This window comes from Gracilibacillus sp. D59 (genome assembly GCF_052246695.1).
Classification (GTDB): domain Bacteria; phylum Bacillota; class Bacilli; order Bacillales; family Amphibacillaceae; genus Gracilibacillus.
In genome coordinates, this window is record NZ_JBQQCK010000001.1 from 620,697 (window position 1) to 643,034 (window position 22,338).

Here is a 22,338-nt window from a genome sequence, read left to right on the forward strand (position 1 = left end):
CTTTCATTAAGATACATGGAACCATTGATTTTTTAATGCGGTGATCACTGCATTTGTTCGATCAGGTACTTCTAATTTTCTCAGGATCGAACTGATATGGTTTTTAACCGTTTTGTCAGTGATGTATAATTTCTGGCTGATACGATTGTTACTATATCCTTGAGTTAAGAGTTCCATCACTTCCCACTCACGATTTGTGAATACACCCACTGGTCGTCTTTCTTTACGGCTATGGATTTCACGGTAGTCTCCCAAAAGAATTTGCGTGAGGTCTTCATGGATATAATGATGCCCAGACATGATCTTTTGAATTGCATGAATAAGTTCTTCCTTTTCCATTCCATTGAAGAAATATCCATTAAGATCCATTTTAAATAACTCAGTAAGGTCTTGATGGTGAGTATCTTCTGTCCAGACAATTATCTTTTTGTTGTTTTTCGTATATGTGTTAATTAAGCTTATGGTATCAGTATCTGTGTCAATATCAATGATGAGCAGGTCGATAATATAATCTCGGAGTTTTTCTTTCTGCTTCGGCTCAACCGCAATGATATCATACGCTTTAAACTCGCTTGAAAGCACTCCTACTAATCCTTCTCGATATATAGAAGCTTCTTTCAGTATAGCTATACGCATTGATATTTCCTCCTGTTTCCTTTTTTGAAAATAAAAAGGCTATTTCTGAATAGTACAGAAATAGCCTAAATAACTTTTGCATATGTTTGAACAATTTAGGTAACCAGGCTGCCATAGGTAAATTGAACCCCTTAGACCCTAGGTTTTGCGACCTACTTTTTCAAGTAGTTTGCCTTTTTCTTACTATTCACTTCTGTTTTATATAATACCGTTTTCCTATATTTATTTCAATAAGTAGGAAGATATATTTGTCAAAATAAACCTTTTGGTTTATTTAGTGTAAATTAATTGGAAATTATACAGGTTTATATACTCATATTTTTTGTTCCTTTTTGTCGATATATGTTTCTTGTTGTTGATGCGAGAAAGTTATTTTGTTGTTTTTTGTGGATAATTATCTATTTTGACAATTCATAAGTGATATGACGCAGAGAGTAGTATGATATTCTTATGCTATTGACTAGTTATAATCGATATACCGAACAAATTACTGCGCGATTTCATACTAATACTCTTATATGAATTATACCAATAATGCTCTTTTAGTTTCAAAAAATAAATTGCGTAGCTTTTGACTACGCAATTTATTTAATCGTAATAATTATGCTTTTTTCTTTTTTTGATAGTAAACAACGCCACTACCTAAGACTAACAATATCAAACCTACTATCAGAAAATTGTAAATGGAAGTACTTGTGTCTGGCAAGTTACTTTCAGCTTCTTTTGACTTGTTTTGGCTATTATCAGAGGATTTATTGCCATTATTTCCATTACTGCTGTTGTTGGAGTTATCTCCGTTATTTCCTTTCCCATTGTTGTCAGAATTGCCTCCATTATTACCGTTTCCAGCATTGTCTGAGTTATCCCCATTGTTACTATTTCCATCATTGTCAGAATTGTCTCCGTTATTACCTCCTCCACCGTTATCACAATCTTCTTCACATGTAAGAGCAACGGTAGCTGTGTCTTGAATTTCATCATACCCTACAATTACGGTGTAATCGCCAGCTGTATCTCCATTAGCAGTCGTCGGAAAACCGATAGTTGATTGGAATTCACCATCTTCGACCGTTAACACATCCATATAATAAACAGCTTCATCAGGTGCAACAATTTTAATTAGTACTTCTTCTAACTCTGTCGCTGTTCCTGACACTTCAAGCTCTTGACTTGCCCTGATTTCATTCTTATCCATATCCAAAGATACAGCTGCAGCAAATACTGTCATTGGCATTTGAGCAATCAACAACGTCATGAAAAGTATCGAAATAATACGTAATTTCACTTTTTCTCCTCGCCTTCTAAATTCATCCCCTTATAAGAGAATCAATTATGCTAATGTTTCATTTTCACGTAATCATTAGGCTACTTAACAATATTAGAAAAGATCATTTTATCAATATTACCAACATATCGAAGTTCTGATGTAGTAGAACCACTAAAGACTACACAAATGGTCTTATTGCCTGTCAGTACTTTATCTAACGTGGCACTGGCTGTTTGATAAGTTCCCCAACCACTTCCTGTATTGGCTAGATCAACTGTCCCAATCAATTCACCATCTTTGTCATCTAATCGAATCTCCGCAACTACATCATCAGGTGCTTTTTGCGAGGGAGCATCATACACTATGTCGACATACTTTTTGCCTGCATCTCCAAAATTGACATCGTTGAACGTCAACCATGCACCATCAAATGTGTTCGCAACAACTGTTCCACCATTGTTTCCTTCTATTTTCAATGGGCCATTGTTGAATGAATTTACTTCGTCTGTCCAATTACTTCGATTCTCTAACTCTATTACTACATTATCTTCCGCTTCTTCCTGGTTGAAAAAGCTCGCATTATCAAAATTACCGATATATTTATAAGTAGAGTCAGTCGAACCTTTGAGTACGAAATACACATCTTGTACACCAGTTACGTTCTCATCCAAGGAGGCAGTAACTGTTTGATAGGTTCCCCAGCCCTCACCAGTTGGTGGTACTTCAACTGTGCCGACTAACTTCCCATCTACTGCATCTAAACGAATCTCTATCGTTGAATCAGATGCACTGTTTCCTGAGTTACTGGCATATTCCACAGCAACATGACTGACACCTTCACTACCAAAATTCATTTTTTCATAAGCCAACCATGCACCATCAAATGTATTTGCCACTTGCTCGCCACTTTTTCCATTCTCTGTTTTCATCGGGCTATCATTAGCGGGATTATTTTCAGTTGACCAATTATCATTGTCTTCTAATTCCAGTTTTTTATAGTCAGCACGAACATCCTCATATGCCAATGTAAAACGATCAAAATTACCAATGTACGGTTGACTACTGTTTGTGTCACCTTTCATAAGGACAAACAAATCTTGTTTACCTGTGACGACTTTATCTAAATAAGCCGTTTTCGTCGTATAGCTTCCCCAACCATTGCCAGTGGTATCTAATTCTAATGTGCCAACTAGCTCGCCCTTGGTGGAACCGAGACGGAATTCTAAGCTACTTCCAGCTGGAACTCTTGATGTCGGCGCATCATATTCCACCGTAATTTGGTTTGTACCCTCTATACCGAATTCTACATCCTGATAAGCAAGCCATGCGCCATCAAAAGTATTTGCTACTACAACACCACCGTTATTTGCTTCTGTTTTCAGTGGACCATCGTTAAAACTATTAACATCAGAAGACCAAGCCGTTCTTGCTTCGAATTCAATCTCTGATCCAAAGCTATCATTTCCTTGTTCTCCATCCTGATCCTCGTCTTCTGGAATTGGCAATGGATCAAGGTCGTTTCCTTCATCTCCATCTTCTTCCTCTCCATTATCAGGATTTTCGGGACTTGGTTTTACACCTGGTACAGGTTCTGACTTTTGTTCTAATGGTTTGGCAAGCCATAAAGAGTCGTAGATATTACCATTGAATTCATCTACTAGATAAACATTGATATCGTATTGTTCTTCATCGACGTTAAATAGTTGAGTGAAATCAAAATCGCCATTTTCTACAGGAACAGTATTCGTCATCCATGCTTCGTCGTTCTCAGTCATCAACTGGAATACAACGGTAGCAGATTCATCATAATCCCCTGTTAAAGTACCTTTCACATTTACTTCTAGATTACCTTTTTGAGCAATATTGACATTTAAATCATATACTTCCCAAAGCATATCAGCAGTAAAAGGATCCTTTGAAACTAGAACATCTCCATACGCCTGATCTTCACCTTCATTCGCTTTCACTCTCACTTGAACCTGACCTGCTTCGTATTCAACTGGTCCTACAGTTTGTGGATTGGAAGTAGCAATATGCCAATTCTCCCCACCATCAAGACTGTACTCATAGTCTAACGCCCGATCAAAACCTTCAACATTTGTCCAACCAAATGTATTCTCCTCATCGTCTACTTTTCCATCTGTAGGAGCATCTGGGACCTCCATTTTACCAACTGATTCTAAGCTGAAATCAAAAGCAATATCTGAACTTGTCGCATTTGTTTGATGAACCTCTGCAGTAATGACGTTTTTACCTTCTACTAAATACGACGGATCAATCGTATAGCTATTCTCGTCTCGTTCATCATTTACTGTGCCATTCGCATAAGTGTCGTAATGGACTTCCCCACTTGGCATGTTCGTTCTAATAATTTCGTGGCCATTCAAATAAACAATCGCTCCATCATCACGTATCAAGCTCGCTTCTAATCCCATCATATCTTCTACGTTTTCTACCTCAAACGTTTTACGGAAATAAGTAGTTACGTATTTATTTCCACTATCAGGACCATAGCTTACTTCTGTGTTAACATTGTCGTATCTGTCATATCCAAGCATCGCTTGACCAGATTGCCATTCACTGTCATCAAAATCAATCGCTGTCCAGTTAACTCCCGCTTCTTGTCCTTTATCAAAGTATTTCCACTTTGATTCTTTTGAGATTAATTCATTCCTAGTAATCTTATTATCTACTTCCTGAGTGAAGTCTGTTGTTGGTGGTGTAGCATCTTCATCAGCTCCCCACTCATAGTTAGGCTCTGCACTCATTTCGAATTCTAATGTTCCACCTGCCATGACATCTTCATAACCAAGAAACGCTTGATCAAAGTTTTCTCCATTAAATTGTGCTGACTCAATAAAACGATTATCACTCGAAACGTTATTTGCCTTGATTGTAAATGCCTTGCCGTTATCTAAATGTAATGTCATCTCTTCAAAAATCGGTGACCCTATTAAGTAGTATGGATCTCCAGGGTTGCCTGGAAATAGCCCCATTGCACTGTAGATAAACCAGGAAGACATGGCACCTGCATCGTCATCCATTGACATTAAATAACCTTCAGGGTCATCACGATATACACGTGATTCCATTGGATACGCATATAATCCATGATTATGATACTTCTGGGTTACTTCTTCTGTTGTGAACTCTCTTGCATAATATTGTGTTAAATATGGCATTCCTAAATAGTTAAATAAATAAGGAACATGAATATCCGGTTCATTAACCGCCATATATTCATCTATATCAAAGAAGTACTGTAGATCCTTCGCCATTTGTCTATCTCCACCGATTAAATCGGAAAGTCCGTTAATATCATGTGGAACAAACCAGCGATAAGTCCATAAATTCCCTTGGTAAGCATATTTATTTACTTGTGTTATATCATTCTTGTTTACATCCATGGCATTTGGTGTAAAGAATCCTCGTGGATTTCCACTCTCATCAACTTGCTCGCCATTCCAAAGTGATTGATATGACAATGCTATATCTTTATATTGTTCATATGTTTCCTTATCACCAATTAATTCAGCCAGTTTCATCGGATAATAAGCACTATATGCTTTTTCCAGTTTTCCTGAGATCTCGTTGTCATTGACAGAATAGTAATCTGTATCTGTAGCCATACCTTGCAAAGCTGTATTAACCTCTTCATTTGTTAGATCAAAACCTTTGGCATAAGCATCAAGAATGACAGCACCATTGAATTCATTTCTTACAGTTGGGCTTGGCCAATATCCTTGTCCCCACTGTACATATGAACCTCTGGTGTTATAAACATCAATCATTGATTTCACCATGTTTTCGTATTCATTAGGGGCAAGAAGAGAATATAAAGAATATTTACGGAAATCATCCCAAGTGGACCAGCCATTATAATATTCAAAGTCCTCACCAATTTCAGATGTTTTTCGTATCTTATTTTCTTCTCTTGCTGCACGGAATTTGCCATCTGAACTCGTCACATTGTTCGGATGCAAGAATGAATGATACATTTGGGTGTAGAAAACAGTTTTATTTTCCTCATTATCATCTTTTATCTCTACCTTGCTTAATAAGTCACTCCACGTTTGACGCGTCTCTCTATGCTGTGCATCAAAGTCCCAGCCAGCATCTACATGTTCACGTTCTGCTTTTGCTTGGTCAACACTAATAGTAGAAAGACCGACTTTAGCTTGGATTTGTTTATTTTCAGATGTATTAAAGTTCACCCATACACCACTGTTAACGCCTGTACGTTCTGTCTCTTCCCCGACTTGATCGTCTGACCAAGACTGGAATGATTCGAAATCTTGATCAAACTGGATGGAATAATACATCGTGTAATGACCGTGACCACAAACATTCTTCGATTGGATCATACCAGAAATTTCATTGTTGTTTTCGATCTTAAGATTTGCGTCAATCATTCCCGCGTAAGAGTTGGAAAGGTCAATTAAAACAGATCCATCCTTTTCACCTTCTGGGAACATGTACCGATGGAATCCAACATTATCAGATGCGGTTAATTCTGCTTGAATACCCGAAGCAAACTCTACACCATAATATCCTGGGGACGCATTTTCGCTGCTTTTGTCGTATTTTTGTTTATACGAATTGCTTTCATTCGTAAAATCTTGCGTCTGTGGCGTCATCAGAATGTTTCCTCCTGCGCCACTACAACCTACACCGCTAAATCGCAAATGGGAAAAGCCCTTCAAATAATCGTCTTGATAATAATAGCCACTAAATGCTCCCCCATCACTATCTGGCCCAAGTGAAACAAGACCAAATGGTGTGGTTGGGCCTGGGTTTGTCTGACCATTATCACCTAGTGTATTGATGAATGGATTGACATAATCGATTGAATCTAGATTTGTTTGCGGAACGGAAGGTACTTGATCCGTCTCCACTCCGTAGATTTCAAATTCATAAACACGGACTGTATTATTATCATAAGCTCCTTTATCTACAAATAACCGTACGTATTGAGCGGAAAATGTCGGTACATAACGATCGACAATTGTCTGCACGTTACCTTTTACAACATCAACGTCTTCCCACGTTTCTCCGTCTACACTTTTCTGCAGACGGAAATCTTTTGTATTCCAAAATGGATACATGCTTGTTTCTCCAATTCCAGCATTCTGAACGACCCATTGATTGATGTTATACACTTGCCCTAAGTCAAGCTCTAACCATTTGTCTAAGCCATTGGAATTATCACACCACTTCGTATTAGTTTTTCCGTCAACAGCAAATGATCCTCTTTCCTTTTCATTACATTGACCACTGGCTGTTACTTCAGCATTTAACGCAAGATTGGAAGTGGCAGTTGTGTCTTGATTATTAGCTTTGACATCCAAGTTGCTATTCGACTCTGCATATACTGTAGTATTAGTTCCAATCCATGATGGCAGCATAGACAGAACCATTAATCCGATCATAAAGATAGATAGTATCTTTTTGCCCATTACCATATTTCCCTCCCGGTTACTTTTTTTATTTAAGTTAGTTCGGCCTATTTCAGTTCTAATGGTTCACCTAATAGCTTTGGAAGATTCTTGTCACCATTGAACTGATCGAATACAAACACTTTTACTTTATATTCGTCACCTTGCACGTCAAAATATTGCGAGAGTTCCGTTTCATCTTGTTGCAATGGAATGGCATTAATTAGTACTGGCCTGTTTTCCTTCATGAGCTGAAAAACGACATAAGCATCTTTATCATATTCTGCTTGTTTCTCTACAGAAACATTGACAACTAGCTTATCATTACGTGAAATACTGCCATCTACTTGATATGTCTTGGTTATACTATTTTTAGTAAACGCTTCTGGTGAAACAAGTGCTAAACCAGCAGGTCTTTCCATTTCGTCATTCGCTTTAACTCGAACCTGCACATGCGATTCTGGAATATTACGATCTCCAACAGGTTGAGGATTCGCAGTAACAGTCTCCCATGTTTCGCCATTATCGACAGTGAATTCATAATCTGAAGGCTGATCAAATCCAGCTACATTGGTCCAACCAAATCTGTTATAGCCATCATCTACAATTGGCTCTGTTGGTGCAGCTACTTGAATAGATTCCGTAGAAATCGTTACACCCTCTGAGTTATCTCGCTCATCTACAGCCTTCACAACAAATTCATAGTTTTCACTATCATCCGCTATGTCTACTGCATATTGATAGCTTGTTTGGTCATCTTCCACTGGAATATAAACACTCCAGTTCTTCTTTAATCTACCTTCTTTTTCATATATTCTGAAGCCACGAATTGGATCTTCCTCATGTACTTCTTCTGGCATATCCCAGGAAAGAATGATATTCCCGTCACCATTTTTCACAGCGGACAAGTTTTCTACTGGTTCTGGTAACGGATCATTTCTCACAATGGTATAGCTATCAAATGGACTCGTTTCTCCAGATTTGAATGAATCAATGGTAAGACTATTTTCTGTCATGGTTACCCCAGAGAAAATCGGTGTTCTTGGTTGTTCATATTTAGCTGCATAATACTTATCTACATTCTGATCGATATCGTAATATTTTGTACCTGCTGAGTTATTCACAATATACATGGTTCCATCAGGATTAATAACGGCACCATTTTCATTAGTTTCCTGGTCTTTTAATGGCTTATCATTGTACATTTGATAAGAACGCATGAAAGAATGATCATGCCCTTGCATGACTACATCAATCCCTAATTCATCAATTACTGGGTAAAGCATTTCTCTTAATTCTAAAATATCTCCATCCTGCGCATGACCTCCAACAGAATAAATCGCTTTATGGAAAGCTACAATCTTCCATTTTTTATCTGTTTGAGCTGCTTCTCTTTTTAACCATTCAATTTGTTGTTTAAATGATTCTCTTTGGCGATCATCCCAACCCATATCCATCGTATTCACTACCATAAAATGCGCATCTCCATAATCATAGGAATAGACACTTCCTGGTGGTAAAGGATTATTAATCGAATCGTTTGGATAATTGAAATGATAATAATAATTATCGTTGTACGGTCCTTCATGATTCCCAACTGCTGCCATCAATGGTAAATCTATTAATAGATCCTGTGGTTTCGCAAAGAAATCTAACCATTGATATTCTAAAGCGCCGGCATCAACCATATCACCACTCATCAGCAGAAACTTGGAATCTGGAAAAGCACTAAGACCTTGTCTAAGTGTATCTGCCCATACATCGTAATCTTGGGAGTTCGCCCCCTGTGAATCTGTCATATACAAAAACTCATATTCTTTTTCATTTTCTGCTTCTGTCTTGAATTCACCAATTTCACTCCAGTTCCCCTCACTACCTAGACGATATTGGTAGGCAGTTCCCGGTTCTAGGCCTTTTGCCAATACTTTATGGCTGGCAAACGTTCCATTTTGAGCATTGGTGATCTTTAAATCTAGTACTTGTGTTTCTCCGGTGAATCGAAGTACGTTGTCCGAATCGAAATTTTCTCCTGCTGGAACAATTTCCACAATACTATCTAATACATTTTCTGGAGCATTCTCAGGATGTTCATGGTTTGTATACCAAGCAAAAGAACGTTGTGTTTTTGCATCACCATAAAAGGACAGTGCAATGGATATTGGCGAATAATCTACATATTCTGATAAGTTTTCAGGTGAGAATCCAAATGCGTTCATTGTTTCTTCGTTCGCATTTGTGAGGTTTCCTTTTCCATCATACTCAACGCTGACTGGCTGATCTGGTTCAACAGGTGTGTCTAGTATGAGCTGAAGCATTCCTTCATTTATCTGCACATCTTTTACTGTTATTTCTTCTCCATCAGCCTTCACTGCAAAGTGTGTATGAATTTCTGCTGATAGATTGGTAATATCCGTTAAAAAGTCTAAATTAATTTCCGTTCCATTCTCTAGTACTTTTCCATTCATTGGTCCACTATAGTTACTAGGTAAATAAAAAGCACTCTCTGGAACGATTTGTTTGTCGACGCTATCACTTGACCATCTTAAGTATAGATTCGAGCCGCCGTAATCTTCGAAATACTCTATTCTAATGTCATATTTTTTTCCTGCTTCTAAACGAACAGGCTCACTTGTTTGCTCGTTATCCCAGTCATTTTCCCAATGATCAATTACTAACTGATCATCAATCCATACTCTGAATCCATTGTCTCCTATCATATAGAATGTGTAATCCTCAGTGTATTCAGGCATAATTTGCCCTGTAAAATCAATACTCGCATCATCTGCTCTGCCAACTCGATCCTGTAAGATTGGATCAAGGTTACTAAAATCTATATTAGATTCAATAGTTGTTGCCTTCCAATCAGCTTTATCAAAATTTCCATCTCCTGTGTTGGTGTAATATTCAGCTAGTAAGCCTTGGTTATCTGCAGTAGGAATCGAGGAAGCTTCTAAAGACAAGGAGAAGAATATATCAGAGCTAGTTTGGTTCACTTGATGCACCTCCACAGCTAACACGTTGTTTCCTTCTGAAAGTAAAGATGGATCAATCTCAAACGAATGGACATCTCGTTCATCATTGACAGGATTCGATGCTAAAGTATCAAATGATATCTCACCGTCTGGTAAATTGGTGCGATACACCTCTTCACCATTTAGATAGACGATTGCACCATCATCTCTAACCAGACTCGCGGTTAACTTACTAATTTCTTCCGTGTTATTCAGTTGAAATTCTTTTCGGAAATACGTTGTAATATGCTTTTGTCCAGAGTCATCTCCATATTCAATAACCGTATTTAATCCGTTATTATCACGACCATACCCTAAAGGAGCTAAGCCAGTTTTCCAACTAGAATCATTATATTCAATGCTTGTCCAATTTGACTCTAGCTTTGAACCGTCATCTAAATACTGCCATTCAATATTATCAGCTTCTTTTAAAAGCTGATTCATTTCACTTACTGCAGCGGTCTGTTCGTCTGCCGTTACATAGCGCAAAAACCATAAACTAAAACTTGCGAATACAATAAGAACAACAAACGTTAATTTTCCAGTCGTACTTATCCTTTTGCTTTGCAATATATTTCCCTCCCCAAACTAAATAATAGAACTTTCGATTAATGAAGCGTTTTCTACAACTTTCCTCCTTTCCGCTGAACACCTTGCCATACTTTCTTCGACAATTTTCAACTCATTATATAAATCTACCAGACCAGTATTAAGATGCTGTAAAGCTATTCTGAATAATGTTTAAGATAATGTAAATATAGGTTGCTAAGTCACTTAAAAGGCATTTTAAAGAAAACACAAAAAATGGTCTGCGCCTCAGCGAAGACCATTTCTTCTTATCCTTTTACCGATCCGGCTAATAAACCACGAACAAAATATTTTCCTAATAATATATACACTAGCAATGTTGGCATGGCGGCGAGGAGTGCGCCTGCCATTTGGACATTCCATTGTACGATTTGGCTCCCGGACAGGTTTTGTAGTGCTACCATGACTGGTTGCGCATCACTGTTTGTGATCGTTACGGCGAAAAGGAATTCATTCCAGATGTTGGTGAATTGCCAGATTGCAACAACTACGAATCCGGTGATCGATAGTGGAAGAATGATTTGACGGAAGATTCCGAGGAAACTTGCGCCGTCTACTTGTGCTGCTTCAATCATCGAATTAGGAATGTTCGCATAGAAGTTGCGAAACATCAAGGTTGTAATTGGTAGTCCGTAGACCACATGTGTAAAGATGAGGCCAAAGATTGAGTTATATAGATTGATAGTGTTCAAGAATTGGATTAATGGAATCAGTATACTTTGGTATGGAATAAACATTCCGAACAGGATCAAGGTGAACACCACTTCCGATCCTTTGAATCTCCATTTTGACAAAACATATCCGTTCATCGCACCTAGTATGGCTGATAGTAATGTTGCTGGAATAACCAAGTATAAACTGTTCATAAAATTTGGACCGAGATCCGAGAATGCTTCCACATAACTGGAAAAGTCAATCGCTGATGGCAATGACCACATTTCAGATAAGGAAACTTCATCTAATGGTTTAACACTGGTGATTAGCATGACATATACCGGTGTTAGGAAAAAGATTGCAATGGCGATTAGTACAGCATATTTAATTATTCTTCTCACTACCATCATGATGCCCCCCTTCTACTGTTGATCAAGTATGGCACGATAAATACGGCAACAAGTAGCAACATGATGATGGCGATTGCTGCACCGTTCGCGTAATAGTTACCGCGGAATGTTGTTTCAAACATGTAAACACCTGGTACATCGGTAACGAAATTGGCACCGGAACCTGTCATCGCATAAATAAGATCAAAAATCTTTAATGAAATATGTGCCATGATGATGACTACACTCATGGTGATTGGTGTTAGCATCGGTAAAATTACTTTGCGATAAATTTGGAATTCGGATGCCCCATCGATTCGAGCCGCTTCCCGAAGCTCATCTGGAATTCCAGTAAGCCCTGCGACATACATCGCAAGTGAGAATCCTGTCATTTGCCATACAGCTGCAATCACAACAGCAATCATAGCGACAGGTAAACCGAATTCAATACTTCCCAACTGGAATCCCGCCAAAATATTAGTGTCGGTATACCATTTTGGTTGGATGCCGAATACTTGCAAGAATTGATTGAAACCAGTAGATGGATTCAGCAGCCATTGCCAAACGACACCAGTTACCACAAAGGACAATGCCATTGGAAATAGAAAGATATTGCGAAAAAATGAATTTGCTTTTTTCGTTTGGTCAAGTAAAATAGCAAGACCTAAACCTAGTAAAATAACAAATCCGATAAAAAGGATGGTAAAAAAGACCGTATTACGTAAATCCGCCTGGAAACGGTAGTCTCCAAATAGATAGATATAGTTTTTCAAACCGGCGAATGACATATCGGGCACCAGAGTGTTCCAATTACTTAAGGAAACCCAGCCAGTCCATCCAATAAACCCATATACGAAAATGATAACGAGCACAAAGGATGGAGCTAAGAACAATAATGCCATCAGCTGATCTCTAGTAATTTTCATTGAGATTGTCCTCCCATCTGTCTATATAATTTGAGGTTGATTCCATGTGATGATTGCTTATTTTTAGTGAGATCAAGTTTTTCTTGTAGCATTCGCGCTTTATTTGCAGCTTTGCACTTTTATTTGCAACTCCGCTCTTTTATTTGCAACTTCACATCTTTATTTGCAACTTCGCACTTTTATTTGCAACTCCGCGCTTTTATTTGCAACTCCACGCTTTTATTTGCAACTCCACGCTTTTATTTGCAACTTACTAATTTAAAAGCAAAGGCTCGCACAGGGCGAGCCAGCTATATTAAAGATCTCCTGCTATTTGTTGTAATTTTTCAATAAATTGATCGACATTTTGCTGAGTGACGAAGATATTTACTTCTTGGTTTGCTTTTGTTAGAAAGCCCTCTGCTGCTGCTGAACCATGTGCCAAGCTTGGTGTCAGATTATTATTTTTGAAATCTTCCATGGTGTCTGTACCGTATTCATCATATTTTGATGGATCAGCATCCACACGAGCCGGGATTGAACCTTTTAATGGATTAAATGTATCTTGACCTTCTACTGAAGCAAGCACATTTAGAAATTCTTTAACGGTTTCTGGATTATCTACACCTTTAGGTAGGCCGAATGTATCGGTGATAACCATAAAGTCTTCCGTAGTACCTGGAAATGCGAAGTAACCAAAATCAACATTTGTCTCTAAGTTTAAGTCATTAGAGAAGTAACCTTTTGCCCAGTCACCCATGTTAGTCATCGCTGCTTCCCCTTCTCCTACAAGCTGAGAAGCATCTTGCCAGTTACGTGATGCATGGTCTTCATTTACATAACCAAGAATTGTTTTAAAGTATTCTGCCGCTTCACGAACGCGGTCATCGTCAAAGCCTACTTCTCCTTGCCAAAGTGCACGATAGTCGTCTGGGCCTAGAGTTGCCAATAGTAAGTTTTCAAAAATTTGTGTTGCTGTCCATGCTTCTTTATCACCTAACGCAAGTGGTGTTACACCTGCTTCGTCAAGTTGACCTAATACATCGACAAATTCTTCTAATGTCGTTGGCACTTCAATACCGTTTTCTTCAAATACCGCTTTGTTGTAGAACATAACATTTCCACGGTGAATGTTTACCGGAACGGAATAAATATTTCCGTCTTTACTTACCATATCAATTAATTCTTGTGGGAATTTATCCATTAAACCATTTTCTTCATAGAAATCATTTAAAGGTTCCATCTTGTCTGCTGCTACCCAACTCTCATTTAATTCCGCTCCACCGTGTACTTGGAAAGTAGATGGTGGGTCATTCCCCTGCATTCTTGTCGCTAGTACTGCTTTAGCATTTGTACCGGCTCCACCAGCTACGGCTGCATTCTCTACTTTAATATCTGGATGTTTTTCTTCGAATAAGTCAATCAATGCTAGTAATCCGTCTTCTTCCCCTGCACCAGTCCACCAGCTGAAGATTTCTAATTTTCCGCCGTCTCCTGATGCTTCTGTGTCTTCTCCTTCTTCACCACTACCGGTTTCTTCTGTTGTTGTATCATCTGAGCCTCCTGCGTCTTCTGTGGAATCATCTCCACCACATGCTACTAAAGCAATCATAAAGATCGACATAAAGAGCAATGCTAAACTTTTTCTTAACATGTTTCTACCCCCTCGAAATGATATAAGCGCTTTCAACTATGATTATATAGAGAAAACGCTTACGATCGGACGCTATTTTTCTGTACATTATTACGAAAATCTGTATTATTTTACGATTTGGCTCTGATATTGCTTTGGTGAGAGACCGACATGTTTTTTGAAAACACGACTGAAATAATTTGGATCTTTATAACCGATTTCATAACTAATCTCCTTCAATGTAGCATTGTTAGTCTGCAGGAGTTCTTTCGCATTCTTAATTCTGATTTCTGTTAAATAATCAATGAACGTACTGCCTGTTACTTCATGAAATAGATTTGATAAGTAATTCGTGCTTAAATCGGTATATGCCGAAACATCAACAAGATTAATTTGTTGATGATAGTTATTTTCAATAAATTGTTTAGCTTTAACAATTTTATCTTGTGATTGGAAGTATTGTTTTATTTCTTTACATACTAGTTGAATGAACTCCTTCCAGTCTTCCGTAGTGACTAATTCTTCTGGTGTGATGTTGAGTTTAATTCCTTTATCCTCTGCGATTTGTTTTATTTGCACAAATAATTCAACATTTACATGTGGTGCGATTGCGTCGAATAAGACCCAGACTTTTTGTTCTTCACCTTCTCGGATTGCTTCTAGAAGTGAATTTGTAGGGATCCCTTCTGAATCATTTGTTGCAAACCCATAATTCTTTTGTTTTGCCTTTAGTAGCTGACGCAGTGCTTTCTTCGCTTCATAGTAAGAGGTGGTCAGCTCTTCCAGATTATCATATGGATGGCCTACACCAATATAGTAGTCAGCACCGAGAAATAATTGTAGCCTGCGAACTTGTTTTAACACCTCGGCATTGTTGAGCTTTTGATTGGATATATACAAGGCGATGTTATCTTGAGTTATATAGTTATCCGATAACGTTAATGGCTGATTGGCCATAAGAAAATAACCACTTTGCATATCTGGACAGAGGTTTTGTTGGATGGTATGTGCATCTTCTCCTTGGATCACTTTCGTTAAAAAAAGAGCCCGTCGATTTTCAAGCATTTGCTTCTCCTGTTCCAATTCCTCTTTTACATTTAAGATGGCGCGAATGATTTCTTCCTTCTTACTCGGTTTTAAAATGTATTCTCGCACCCCTAGTTTCATTGCTTGTTTGGCATATTCAAATGTATCATAGGCTGTTACCATAATGAATTTCGTTAATGGAAACTCACGACAGATAGACTCCATCGCTTCTAACCCATTAATGCCTGGCATTTTTATATCCATTAACATAATTTCCGGCTGGACGCTTTTCGCTAATTCAATAGCTTTACGTCCGTTAACTGCTTCTTCTATCTGTTCAATATCTGAAAAATGCTCCTCAAGAAATTTGCGCATTGCTTTTCTCTCTAAAAATTCATCTTCTGCAATGACTACTTTCATGCCAGTACCCCCAATTCTTGCGGTTGTTTATTTTGTAAATATAATCGAATGATCGTTCCATTACCTAAGCTCGAATCAATTTCCATTACACCTTCAGTTTGATAAAACATTTGCAGGCGTTTAATTACGTTGACTAATCCTATCCCTGTCATATGACCGACATGCTGATCATTTTCTGCTGTCGTTTGTAGTAATTGCCTTCGTTTCTCTTCTGTCATTCCAGCACCATTATCGGCAACTTCCACGATAACTCCGCTATGATTCGTTTGGATTCGAATCGAAATTCTTCCGCCTTCCTCTAATGATTCAAGACCATGGATAAAGGCATTCTCAACAAGTGGTTGCAGAGTTAGTCTTGGCAGTGGTATATCACAATCTTCCGGTAATTGGTCCATATCAATTTCAATCCGCTCCATAAAGCGCATTTTTTGGATTGCGATATAATCTTCGACTATTTTCAGCTCTTCTTTTAATGTCGTCGTTTTCTTCAAATCGCCAAGGCTGTGTCTCATCATCGATGCTAATGAGTCAATCAAGTTGGACGTTGATCTCGCTTCTTCTAAATACGCCATTTTCGATACGGTGTTTAAGGTATTAAATAAGAAGTGTGGCTGAATTTGATTTTGTAAATGCTTCAGCTCCAGTTCCTTCATCAATCGCTCCTGTTCGGATTGATTTTTTATTTCTTTAATTAAATTACGGATATTGTCACGCATTTTGTTAAAAGAGTCGCCTAACAGCTTCAGTTCATCTGGTGATTGAATCCGGATAGATTTGCCATCGAATTTTCCAACAGATACTTCTTTTGCTGCTAGCGATAATGCTTGAACTGGTCGATGGATTCCTCGGGAAAACCGTATTGTAATCCATGCACCGAGTATAATCGATGTAATTAATAAATAGAGTGTAAAATATTTGAACGCCTCATTGCGCTCACGGATGTCCGCATACAAGGATTGATACTCTGTCAGTGATCCATCTAATAATTCCAAGGTTGATTCCTGAATATACGATGACGTTTGATCCACTTCTTTTACATGCATCGAGTAGCGTTCCATATCGTCACGTAGTACGAATCCCGTTGTTAAATCGGTTTGGTAACGGAGAGCATCAATTAAGTTGATATAATTTTTATAGCGAATTGAGTTCGTCTGTTGCATAATCGGATCTGTTCTTTCTTTGAATGTTTCCCTAGCTTCATAATAGGCTTCTAAGTCTTGTTCTTCTCCACTTAAAACATATGCTTTGGTTTTGTCAGATAGATCTTGGGCTGATTGAGAAATGGAGTTTAGGTTTAGTAATGTTTCAAATTCCTGATGATATTGCTGCATTAACTGTGTCGAACTGACATAAATCGAAATGGTGACGATATTAAATAAAATAATAATTCCAGCAAAGATAAGTGTTAACTTCGATTGAATCGTCCGACCGTTTAGTACATTTTTAATCCGCATGTTTACTCACCTTCTTTCAAAAATACCTCGCCATTCATAACGTCTTTTTTCTTGATCACACCTGTTTTGGTATGGTATATGTTCTCAGGTTGATCGTGTTGATAGAGCTGATACATTTCTTCTACTGCCTTTTTTCCCATTTCTTCTGGATATTGGGCGATAGTTGCTTGAATTTTGTCATCTTCTATTAAGGACAATGTTTCGGGGAGAATATCAAATGCCAGCACATATGGTCTTGTCGTTGGCTGAAATTCATTAATCGCTTGTACGATTCCCATTCCATCTAAAGCACTAATTCCAAAAATAGCGGTAATATCGGATCGACTTTTTAATAATTGATAAGTGGCATCAGCAGCGCCTAGTTCTGTAATGTTCGATTCTGCTACAGCGATCAACTCTATTCGCTTCTCTTGACTGATCGCTTCTTTAAATCCTTCTAAACGTTCGATTTGATTTTGGGCATCTTTTAATCCGATAATAACGGCTACTTTCTGCTCTCCTTCCGTTTCTTTGAGCAATGTCTTTCCTGCGAGATAACCCGCTTGGAAATTATCTGTTCCGACATAGAAGTCTCGGCCACTTGCCGAATTATCTGTATCGATCGTTGCAACGGGGATATCATGTTCTTTCGCTTTCTGGACGAGCTGACGGAATCTCGGATCACTCATCCCTTTTGTAATAATGGCATCAACATTTGCAGCAATCATACGGTCCAGTGTATCCAAGCGCTCATCTGTATCTGTTACTTTCGGGCCTACATATTCTAAATAAATGTTATGCTGTTCTGCTGCTTGTTTCGCACCTTTTTCGATTAAACGCCAATAATTATTTCCTACTTCTTCGGTTACAAGTGCAAAGTGATAGTCATACATTTTCTGAGATGCAACTTGTTGATCGATATAAAACGTTTCTTTTCCATAATAAAGCATGAAACTAAAAGGGATCAGAAAAAGAATGGTAAAGAAGATTTTTCGTAACATAGTAAACACCTTCTTCTTGAAATTGAGATATTTTTCCTTCCGATTAAATTGTAAGCGTTTCTTTTTACTTTGTCTATGTTGTTTGGTGGTGTGAAATGATAATTGCTTGTGAGAATTCAACAGTCACGAAACATAAGGAAAGCACTGTTGGAAAAAGTACGAACGAATTACTTTTCCAATGAAGCTAAATGATTTAACTAGTATCCCTATTAGCTAAACTAGACATCTTTGGATGTACTACGAAAAAGAAGCTTGAGAGGACTCAAGCTTCTTGATCTGCCATCCATTCGAATAGACCAGGTACGTCTTCATTATAGACATAGATCCACGACCAGTGGCCATTGTATTCATAAGGGGAACCATCTTCATTCGTATAGAGTCCAGATGTGTCGAACACGCCATCAAACAAAGTCATGTGTATGTCTGCTCCATCTATTTCTGCCATACGTTCATAAGTTAGGATCGTATTTTGTGCTGGATCTAATGTTGGATCATTTTCTGCTGCAATAAACCATGTTGGTGTTTTTGCTAAGTCGATTATATCTTGATCAGAAATAATTGAGTCATTTAACCCTTCACATACAGGAAAGGCAGCAGCAAAATATTCTGGATAATCTCTTGTCATCACAAGGGTCATATAACCACCGTTTGAAGCACCTCCAATATAAATACGGTCGGTATCAATGTCATTATGCGTTGCAACAAATTCTTCTATTAGCGCCATAAGAGGTTCTGTATAAATAGATGTACCGTCTGCACCGCCAGATTCACCATGCATCCACCTCGTTGGCGCTTGTGGTACTAATACATAGGCACCATCAAAGTGATCCTGAATCGTATCTGAGGCGAAACTTACTGCTTTATTTGCTGATAGGGGGATCGTAGGATCTGTTCCACCTTCCCCACCACCATGCAACCAGATAATTAGCGGGTTTTCTTGCTTATCTTTTTCTGGTGTATAACTGGCATAGGACATGTCCATTCCTGCAAATGAGCCGTTGTGCATGTCAAAATCTTCTACACCTTTTTTCGTATCGCCTTTAAATGCTGTAATTTTCAAACCCGTTATGTCTCCATATGGCACCTTTATTGCATGTTGTTGAGTAATAGTATAATCGGTTTCGATCCATTCATTAAGACCCAAATAATTCATCGGGGAACCTAACGTTTTATCAGGACCTATTTCTAATTCCAGGACAGCGTATTTCCCCATCTCTTTGGCTGGATTTCCATTCTTATCCGCTACAAATGCTTTGGTTACGTGACGATACCCCTCTTCTAAAAATGAATTAGCCAGTCTATCATCACTGCGTGTCACGTGAACCGAAAATGTTTTCTCATCGACTGAACTGGTTGGTACAGGTTTTCCTAGTTCAACGATTACCTTTGTAATCGCTGGTCCCCAATCCTGAATCTCTGTAATCGTATAGTATCCGTTTGATTCTTTAGCAGAAACAGTTAGACTGAATCCAATGGTTAGTACGATCATACTGCAAATAATAATGCATTTTTTTAGCATAATCTTAACCTCCTTGATTTTAGGAAAGACCCACGCAAGGCTGTGGATCTTTCCTTCTGATTACTTCGTCAAACGATCTATGTCTCGTTCAGGCGCTAATACATCATTTACTTCATCGACAATGATATCTTCAGAAACCGTGAAACTTGCTGTACCCTCCACATTTTCAGACGAAGAGGCAACACTTAGTTCATATGTGCCTTTTTCCACAACCCAAGCAGACTTTGATTCATCAAAAGATGCAATATCACTAGCGGTGATGTCGATCTTAATGTTTTCTTTCTTTCTTGGTTGGATTGTATCTGTTTTGGTAAAGGCTGCTAATTCTATATCTGGATTCTCAATGGAACCATCCGGAGCAGCAACATACACTTGTACTGCTTCTTTACCTGCTACATCCCCACTGTTCGTGATCGACGCAAATACAGTAATCTTATCGTTAAATTTGCCATTTTTGTTGACACGGATTTTGTCATAGTCAAATTCTGTATAAGAAAGACCATAACCAAATTCATATGCTGGTTCTACACCAAATGTATGGTGGTAACGATAACCGACATAAATATCTTCTTCATACACTACTTCTGTTGGATCTTCTTCTGGATAACCAGGGAAATTATCTACTGACGGTGTGTCAGGGTAATCTTTCGGAAAGGTTGTAGCTAACTTACCAGACGGATTTACTTTTCCTGAAAGTACATCTGCTACCGCATGACCTGCTTCAGACCCTGGCTGCCATGCTAATAAAATAGCATCCACCTTATCCTTCCAACTTACCATCTCAATCGGACCACCAATATTCAATACGGTTACAACTTGTTTTCCTTCGTTATGGAATGCATTCGAGATCTTATCGATATTTGCTTGTTCCGTTTCTGTTAAATAAAAATCACCTTCTGCCGCGTTGCGGTCCGCAAATTCACCAGAATTACGGCTAATAACAATCATCCCAACATCTGTTGACTCTGCATAGCTTTTAGCTTCTTCTTCTGTTACTTCACGTTCCGGTAGTGGTGGTGCTGGTTGGAACGGACTTGGCGGCTGGTATTCAGGTAATGCTTTTAATTCATCGACATATGTTTGATAGTTTTCAACAAGCTCTTCATCTAATGAATAACCAGCTGCTTGAAACCCTTCCACAATGGTTACAGTATGTTCGACATTGACATCACCACTGCCTGTACCACCTTTAATTGTGTCAACTTTGCCATTTCCAAATAATCCGATAGAGATATTATCTTTTAGCGGTAAAGCTTGATCATGATTTTCTAGTAACACCATTCCTTCTGTCGCTGCTTCTCTTGATACTTGTGCATGTGCTTCTAAATCCGGATTATCGGAATGTTCATATCCTAAGAATGAAGGTGTTTGCACAATAATATTTAATATATTTTTCACATTACGGTCTAGCAAGTTCTCATCCAGTTCACCACTTTCAACCGCTGCTATAATAGCGTTAGATTGTTGCTCACTTCCTGGCATAAGAAGGTCATTTTGCGCTTCCATTGCTGCAACAGGATCATCACCGCCACCCCAATCTGTCATCACTACACCTTCAAACCCCCAATCTTCACGCAGAACATCTGTTAAAAGCTCACTGTTTTGAGGTGTATAGACACCATTTAGCTTATTGTAGGCACTCATAACAGCCCATGGTTGCGATTCTTTGACAGCGATTTCAAAACCTTTTAAATAAATTTCGCGTAATGCTTGTTGGGATACAATCGTGTCAATCGTTTGTCGGTTGGTTTCTTGATTATTGGCAACAAAGTGTTTGATTGTCGCACCAACCCCATTTGATTCGACTCCGTTCACAACTGCTGCTGTCATTTTCCCAGATACTAATGGGTCTTCTGAATAATATTCAAAATTGCGACCGTTTAACGGATTACGGTGTAAATTCAAAGCAGGAGCTAATAAAACATCAACTCCATATTCTTTTAGTTCATTTCCCATTGCTGCACCAACTTTTTCAGCTACATCAGTATCCCATGAGGAAGCTACAGCTGTTGCAATCGGAAATGCCGTCGCATAAAATGTATCTTCTGTGTTTTCTCTTGTTGGATTAATACGAACACCTGCAGGACCATCTGCCAATGCAATGGATGGAATACCTAAACGAGGAATTTCATGCGTCTTTCCAGCAGCACCTAATTCATCATTAAAAGCTGCCCATCCAATACCAGTTACTAATTTCGCCTTTTCTTCCAATGTCATGGCTGCAATGACTTCATCAATGTTGTCTTGTCTAAGTTGAGGAGCGACCGTTTCTTCTGCAGTAACATTCGATACAGAAAAACTGGATAAAAGTAGTACTACTAATGCCATCATACTAATTACCTTCTTCGACATATACTCTCCTCCTTATTTTTAACTTACGGTTTTATCTTAAAATGTAAACGGATACATTTGTGGTTGAAA

The 22,338-nt window shown here is 38.4% G+C and carries 12 protein-coding genes and 1 riboswitch; all 12 genes read right to left on the bottom strand.

What is annotated here, in order from left to right:
* Window positions 1-6 precede the first annotated feature (6 nt).
* The 12 genes from ACTWP4_RS02785 to ACTWP4_RS02840 all read right to left on the bottom strand — a co-directional run bounded on the left by ACTWP4_RS02785 (window position 7) and on the right by ACTWP4_RS02840 (window position 22,269).
* Window positions 7-636, bottom strand: a complete 630-nt coding sequence (locus ACTWP4_RS02785) for a LuxR C-terminal-related transcriptional regulator (protein WP_443127227.1) — start codon at window positions 634-636, stop codon at window positions 7-9.
* A gap of 95 nt (window positions 637-731) precedes the next feature.
* A riboswitch (cyclic di-GMP riboswitch) is annotated at window positions 732-820 on the bottom strand.
* Between the two features lie 417 nt (window positions 821-1,237).
* Window positions 1,238-1,921: an LPXTG cell wall anchor domain-containing protein gene (locus ACTWP4_RS02790; RefSeq protein ID WP_443127228.1), complete on the bottom strand. Its 684-nt coding sequence runs from the start codon at window positions 1,919-1,921 to the stop codon at window positions 1,238-1,240.
* An 80-nt stretch (window positions 1,922-2,001) separates the two neighbouring features.
* Window positions 2,002-7,359: a GH92 family glycosyl hydrolase gene (locus ACTWP4_RS02795; protein ID WP_443127229.1), complete on the bottom strand. Its 5,358-nt coding sequence runs from the start codon at window positions 7,357-7,359 to the stop codon at window positions 2,002-2,004.
* A 47-nt stretch (window positions 7,360-7,406) separates the two neighbouring features.
* Window positions 7,407-10,919, bottom strand: coding sequence for a PA14 domain-containing protein (locus ACTWP4_RS02800; protein ID WP_443127230.1), 3,513 nt, complete (start codon window positions 10,917-10,919; stop codon window positions 7,407-7,409).
* Between the two features lie 266 nt (window positions 10,920-11,185).
* Window positions 11,186-11,998, bottom strand: coding sequence for a carbohydrate ABC transporter permease (locus ACTWP4_RS02805; RefSeq protein ID WP_443127363.1), 813 nt, complete (start codon window positions 11,996-11,998; stop codon window positions 11,186-11,188).
* On the bottom strand, window positions 11,998-12,906 hold the full coding sequence (locus ACTWP4_RS02810; RefSeq protein ID WP_443127231.1) for a carbohydrate ABC transporter permease: 909 nt from the start codon (window positions 12,904-12,906) through the stop codon (window positions 11,998-12,000). Before ACTWP4_RS02810 ends, ACTWP4_RS02805 begins: the two co-directional genes overlap by 1 nt.
* A gap of 295 nt (window positions 12,907-13,201) precedes the next feature.
* Entirely contained in the window at window positions 13,202-14,539 is a 1,338-nt protein-coding gene (locus tag ACTWP4_RS02815) for an ABC transporter substrate-binding protein (protein ID WP_443127232.1), read from the bottom strand.
* 105 nt (window positions 14,540-14,644) lie between these two features.
* Window positions 14,645-15,964, bottom strand: coding sequence for a response regulator (locus tag ACTWP4_RS02820; RefSeq protein WP_443127233.1), 1,320 nt, complete (start codon window positions 15,962-15,964; stop codon window positions 14,645-14,647).
* Complete coding sequence (locus ACTWP4_RS02825; protein WP_443127234.1) at window positions 15,961-17,418, bottom strand: histidine kinase; 1,458 nt, start codon at window positions 17,416-17,418, stop codon at window positions 15,961-15,963. Before ACTWP4_RS02825 ends, ACTWP4_RS02820 begins: the two co-directional genes overlap by 4 nt.
* 2 nt (window positions 17,419-17,420) lie before the next feature.
* The gene (locus ACTWP4_RS02830) at window positions 17,421-18,398 is read right to left on the bottom strand and encodes a substrate-binding domain-containing protein (protein WP_443127235.1); all 978 of its coding nucleotides are present in this window, start codon (window positions 18,396-18,398) and stop codon (window positions 17,421-17,423) included.
* Between the two features lie 262 nt (window positions 18,399-18,660).
* The gene (locus ACTWP4_RS02835; protein WP_443127236.1) at window positions 18,661-19,917 is read right to left on the bottom strand and encodes a prolyl oligopeptidase family serine peptidase; all 1,257 of its coding nucleotides are present in this window, start codon (window positions 19,915-19,917) and stop codon (window positions 18,661-18,663) included.
* A 60-nt stretch (window positions 19,918-19,977) separates the two neighbouring features.
* Window positions 19,978-22,269 carry a glycoside hydrolase family 3 C-terminal domain-containing protein gene (locus ACTWP4_RS02840; protein WP_443127237.1) on the bottom strand — a complete coding sequence of 764 codons (2,292 nt, stop codon included), beginning with the start codon at window positions 22,267-22,269 and terminating at the stop codon, window positions 19,978-19,980.
* Between the last annotated feature and the right edge of the window lie 69 nt (window positions 22,270-22,338).

Bases quoted from the DNA above. Each gene is read 5' to 3' on its own strand.
- ACTWP4_RS02785 (WP_443127227.1), bottom strand. From the start codon at position 636: ATGCGTATAGCTATACTGAAAGAAGCTTCTATATATCGAGAAGGATTA.
- ACTWP4_RS02795 (WP_443127229.1), bottom strand. From the start codon at position 7,359: ATGGGCAAAAAGATACTATCTATCTTTATGATCGGATTAATGGTTCTG.
- ACTWP4_RS02805 (WP_443127363.1), bottom strand. From the start codon at position 11,998: ATGGTAGTGAGAAGAATAATTAAATATGCTGTACTAATCGCCATTGCA.
- ACTWP4_RS02810 (WP_443127231.1), bottom strand. From the start codon at position 12,906: ATGAAAATTACTAGAGATCAGCTGATGGCATTATTGTTCTTAGCTCCA.
- ACTWP4_RS02815 (WP_443127232.1), bottom strand. From the start codon at position 14,539: ATGTTAAGAAAAAGTTTAGCATTGCTCTTTATGTCGATCTTTATGATT.
- ACTWP4_RS02820 (WP_443127233.1), bottom strand. From the start codon at position 15,964: ATGAAAGTAGTCATTGCAGAAGATGAATTTTTAGAGAGAAAAGCAATG.
- ACTWP4_RS02825 (WP_443127234.1), bottom strand. From the start codon at position 17,418: ATGCGGATTAAAAATGTACTAAACGGTCGGACGATTCAATCGAAGTTA.
- ACTWP4_RS02830 (WP_443127235.1), bottom strand. From the start codon at position 18,398: ATGTTACGAAAAATCTTCTTTACCATTCTTTTTCTGATCCCTTTTAGT.
- ACTWP4_RS02835 (WP_443127236.1), bottom strand. From the start codon at position 19,917: ATGCTAAAAAAATGCATTATTATTTGCAGTATGATCGTACTAACCATT.
- ACTWP4_RS02840 (WP_443127237.1), bottom strand. From the start codon at position 22,269: ATGTCGAAGAAGGTAATTAGTATGATGGCATTAGTAGTACTACTTTTA.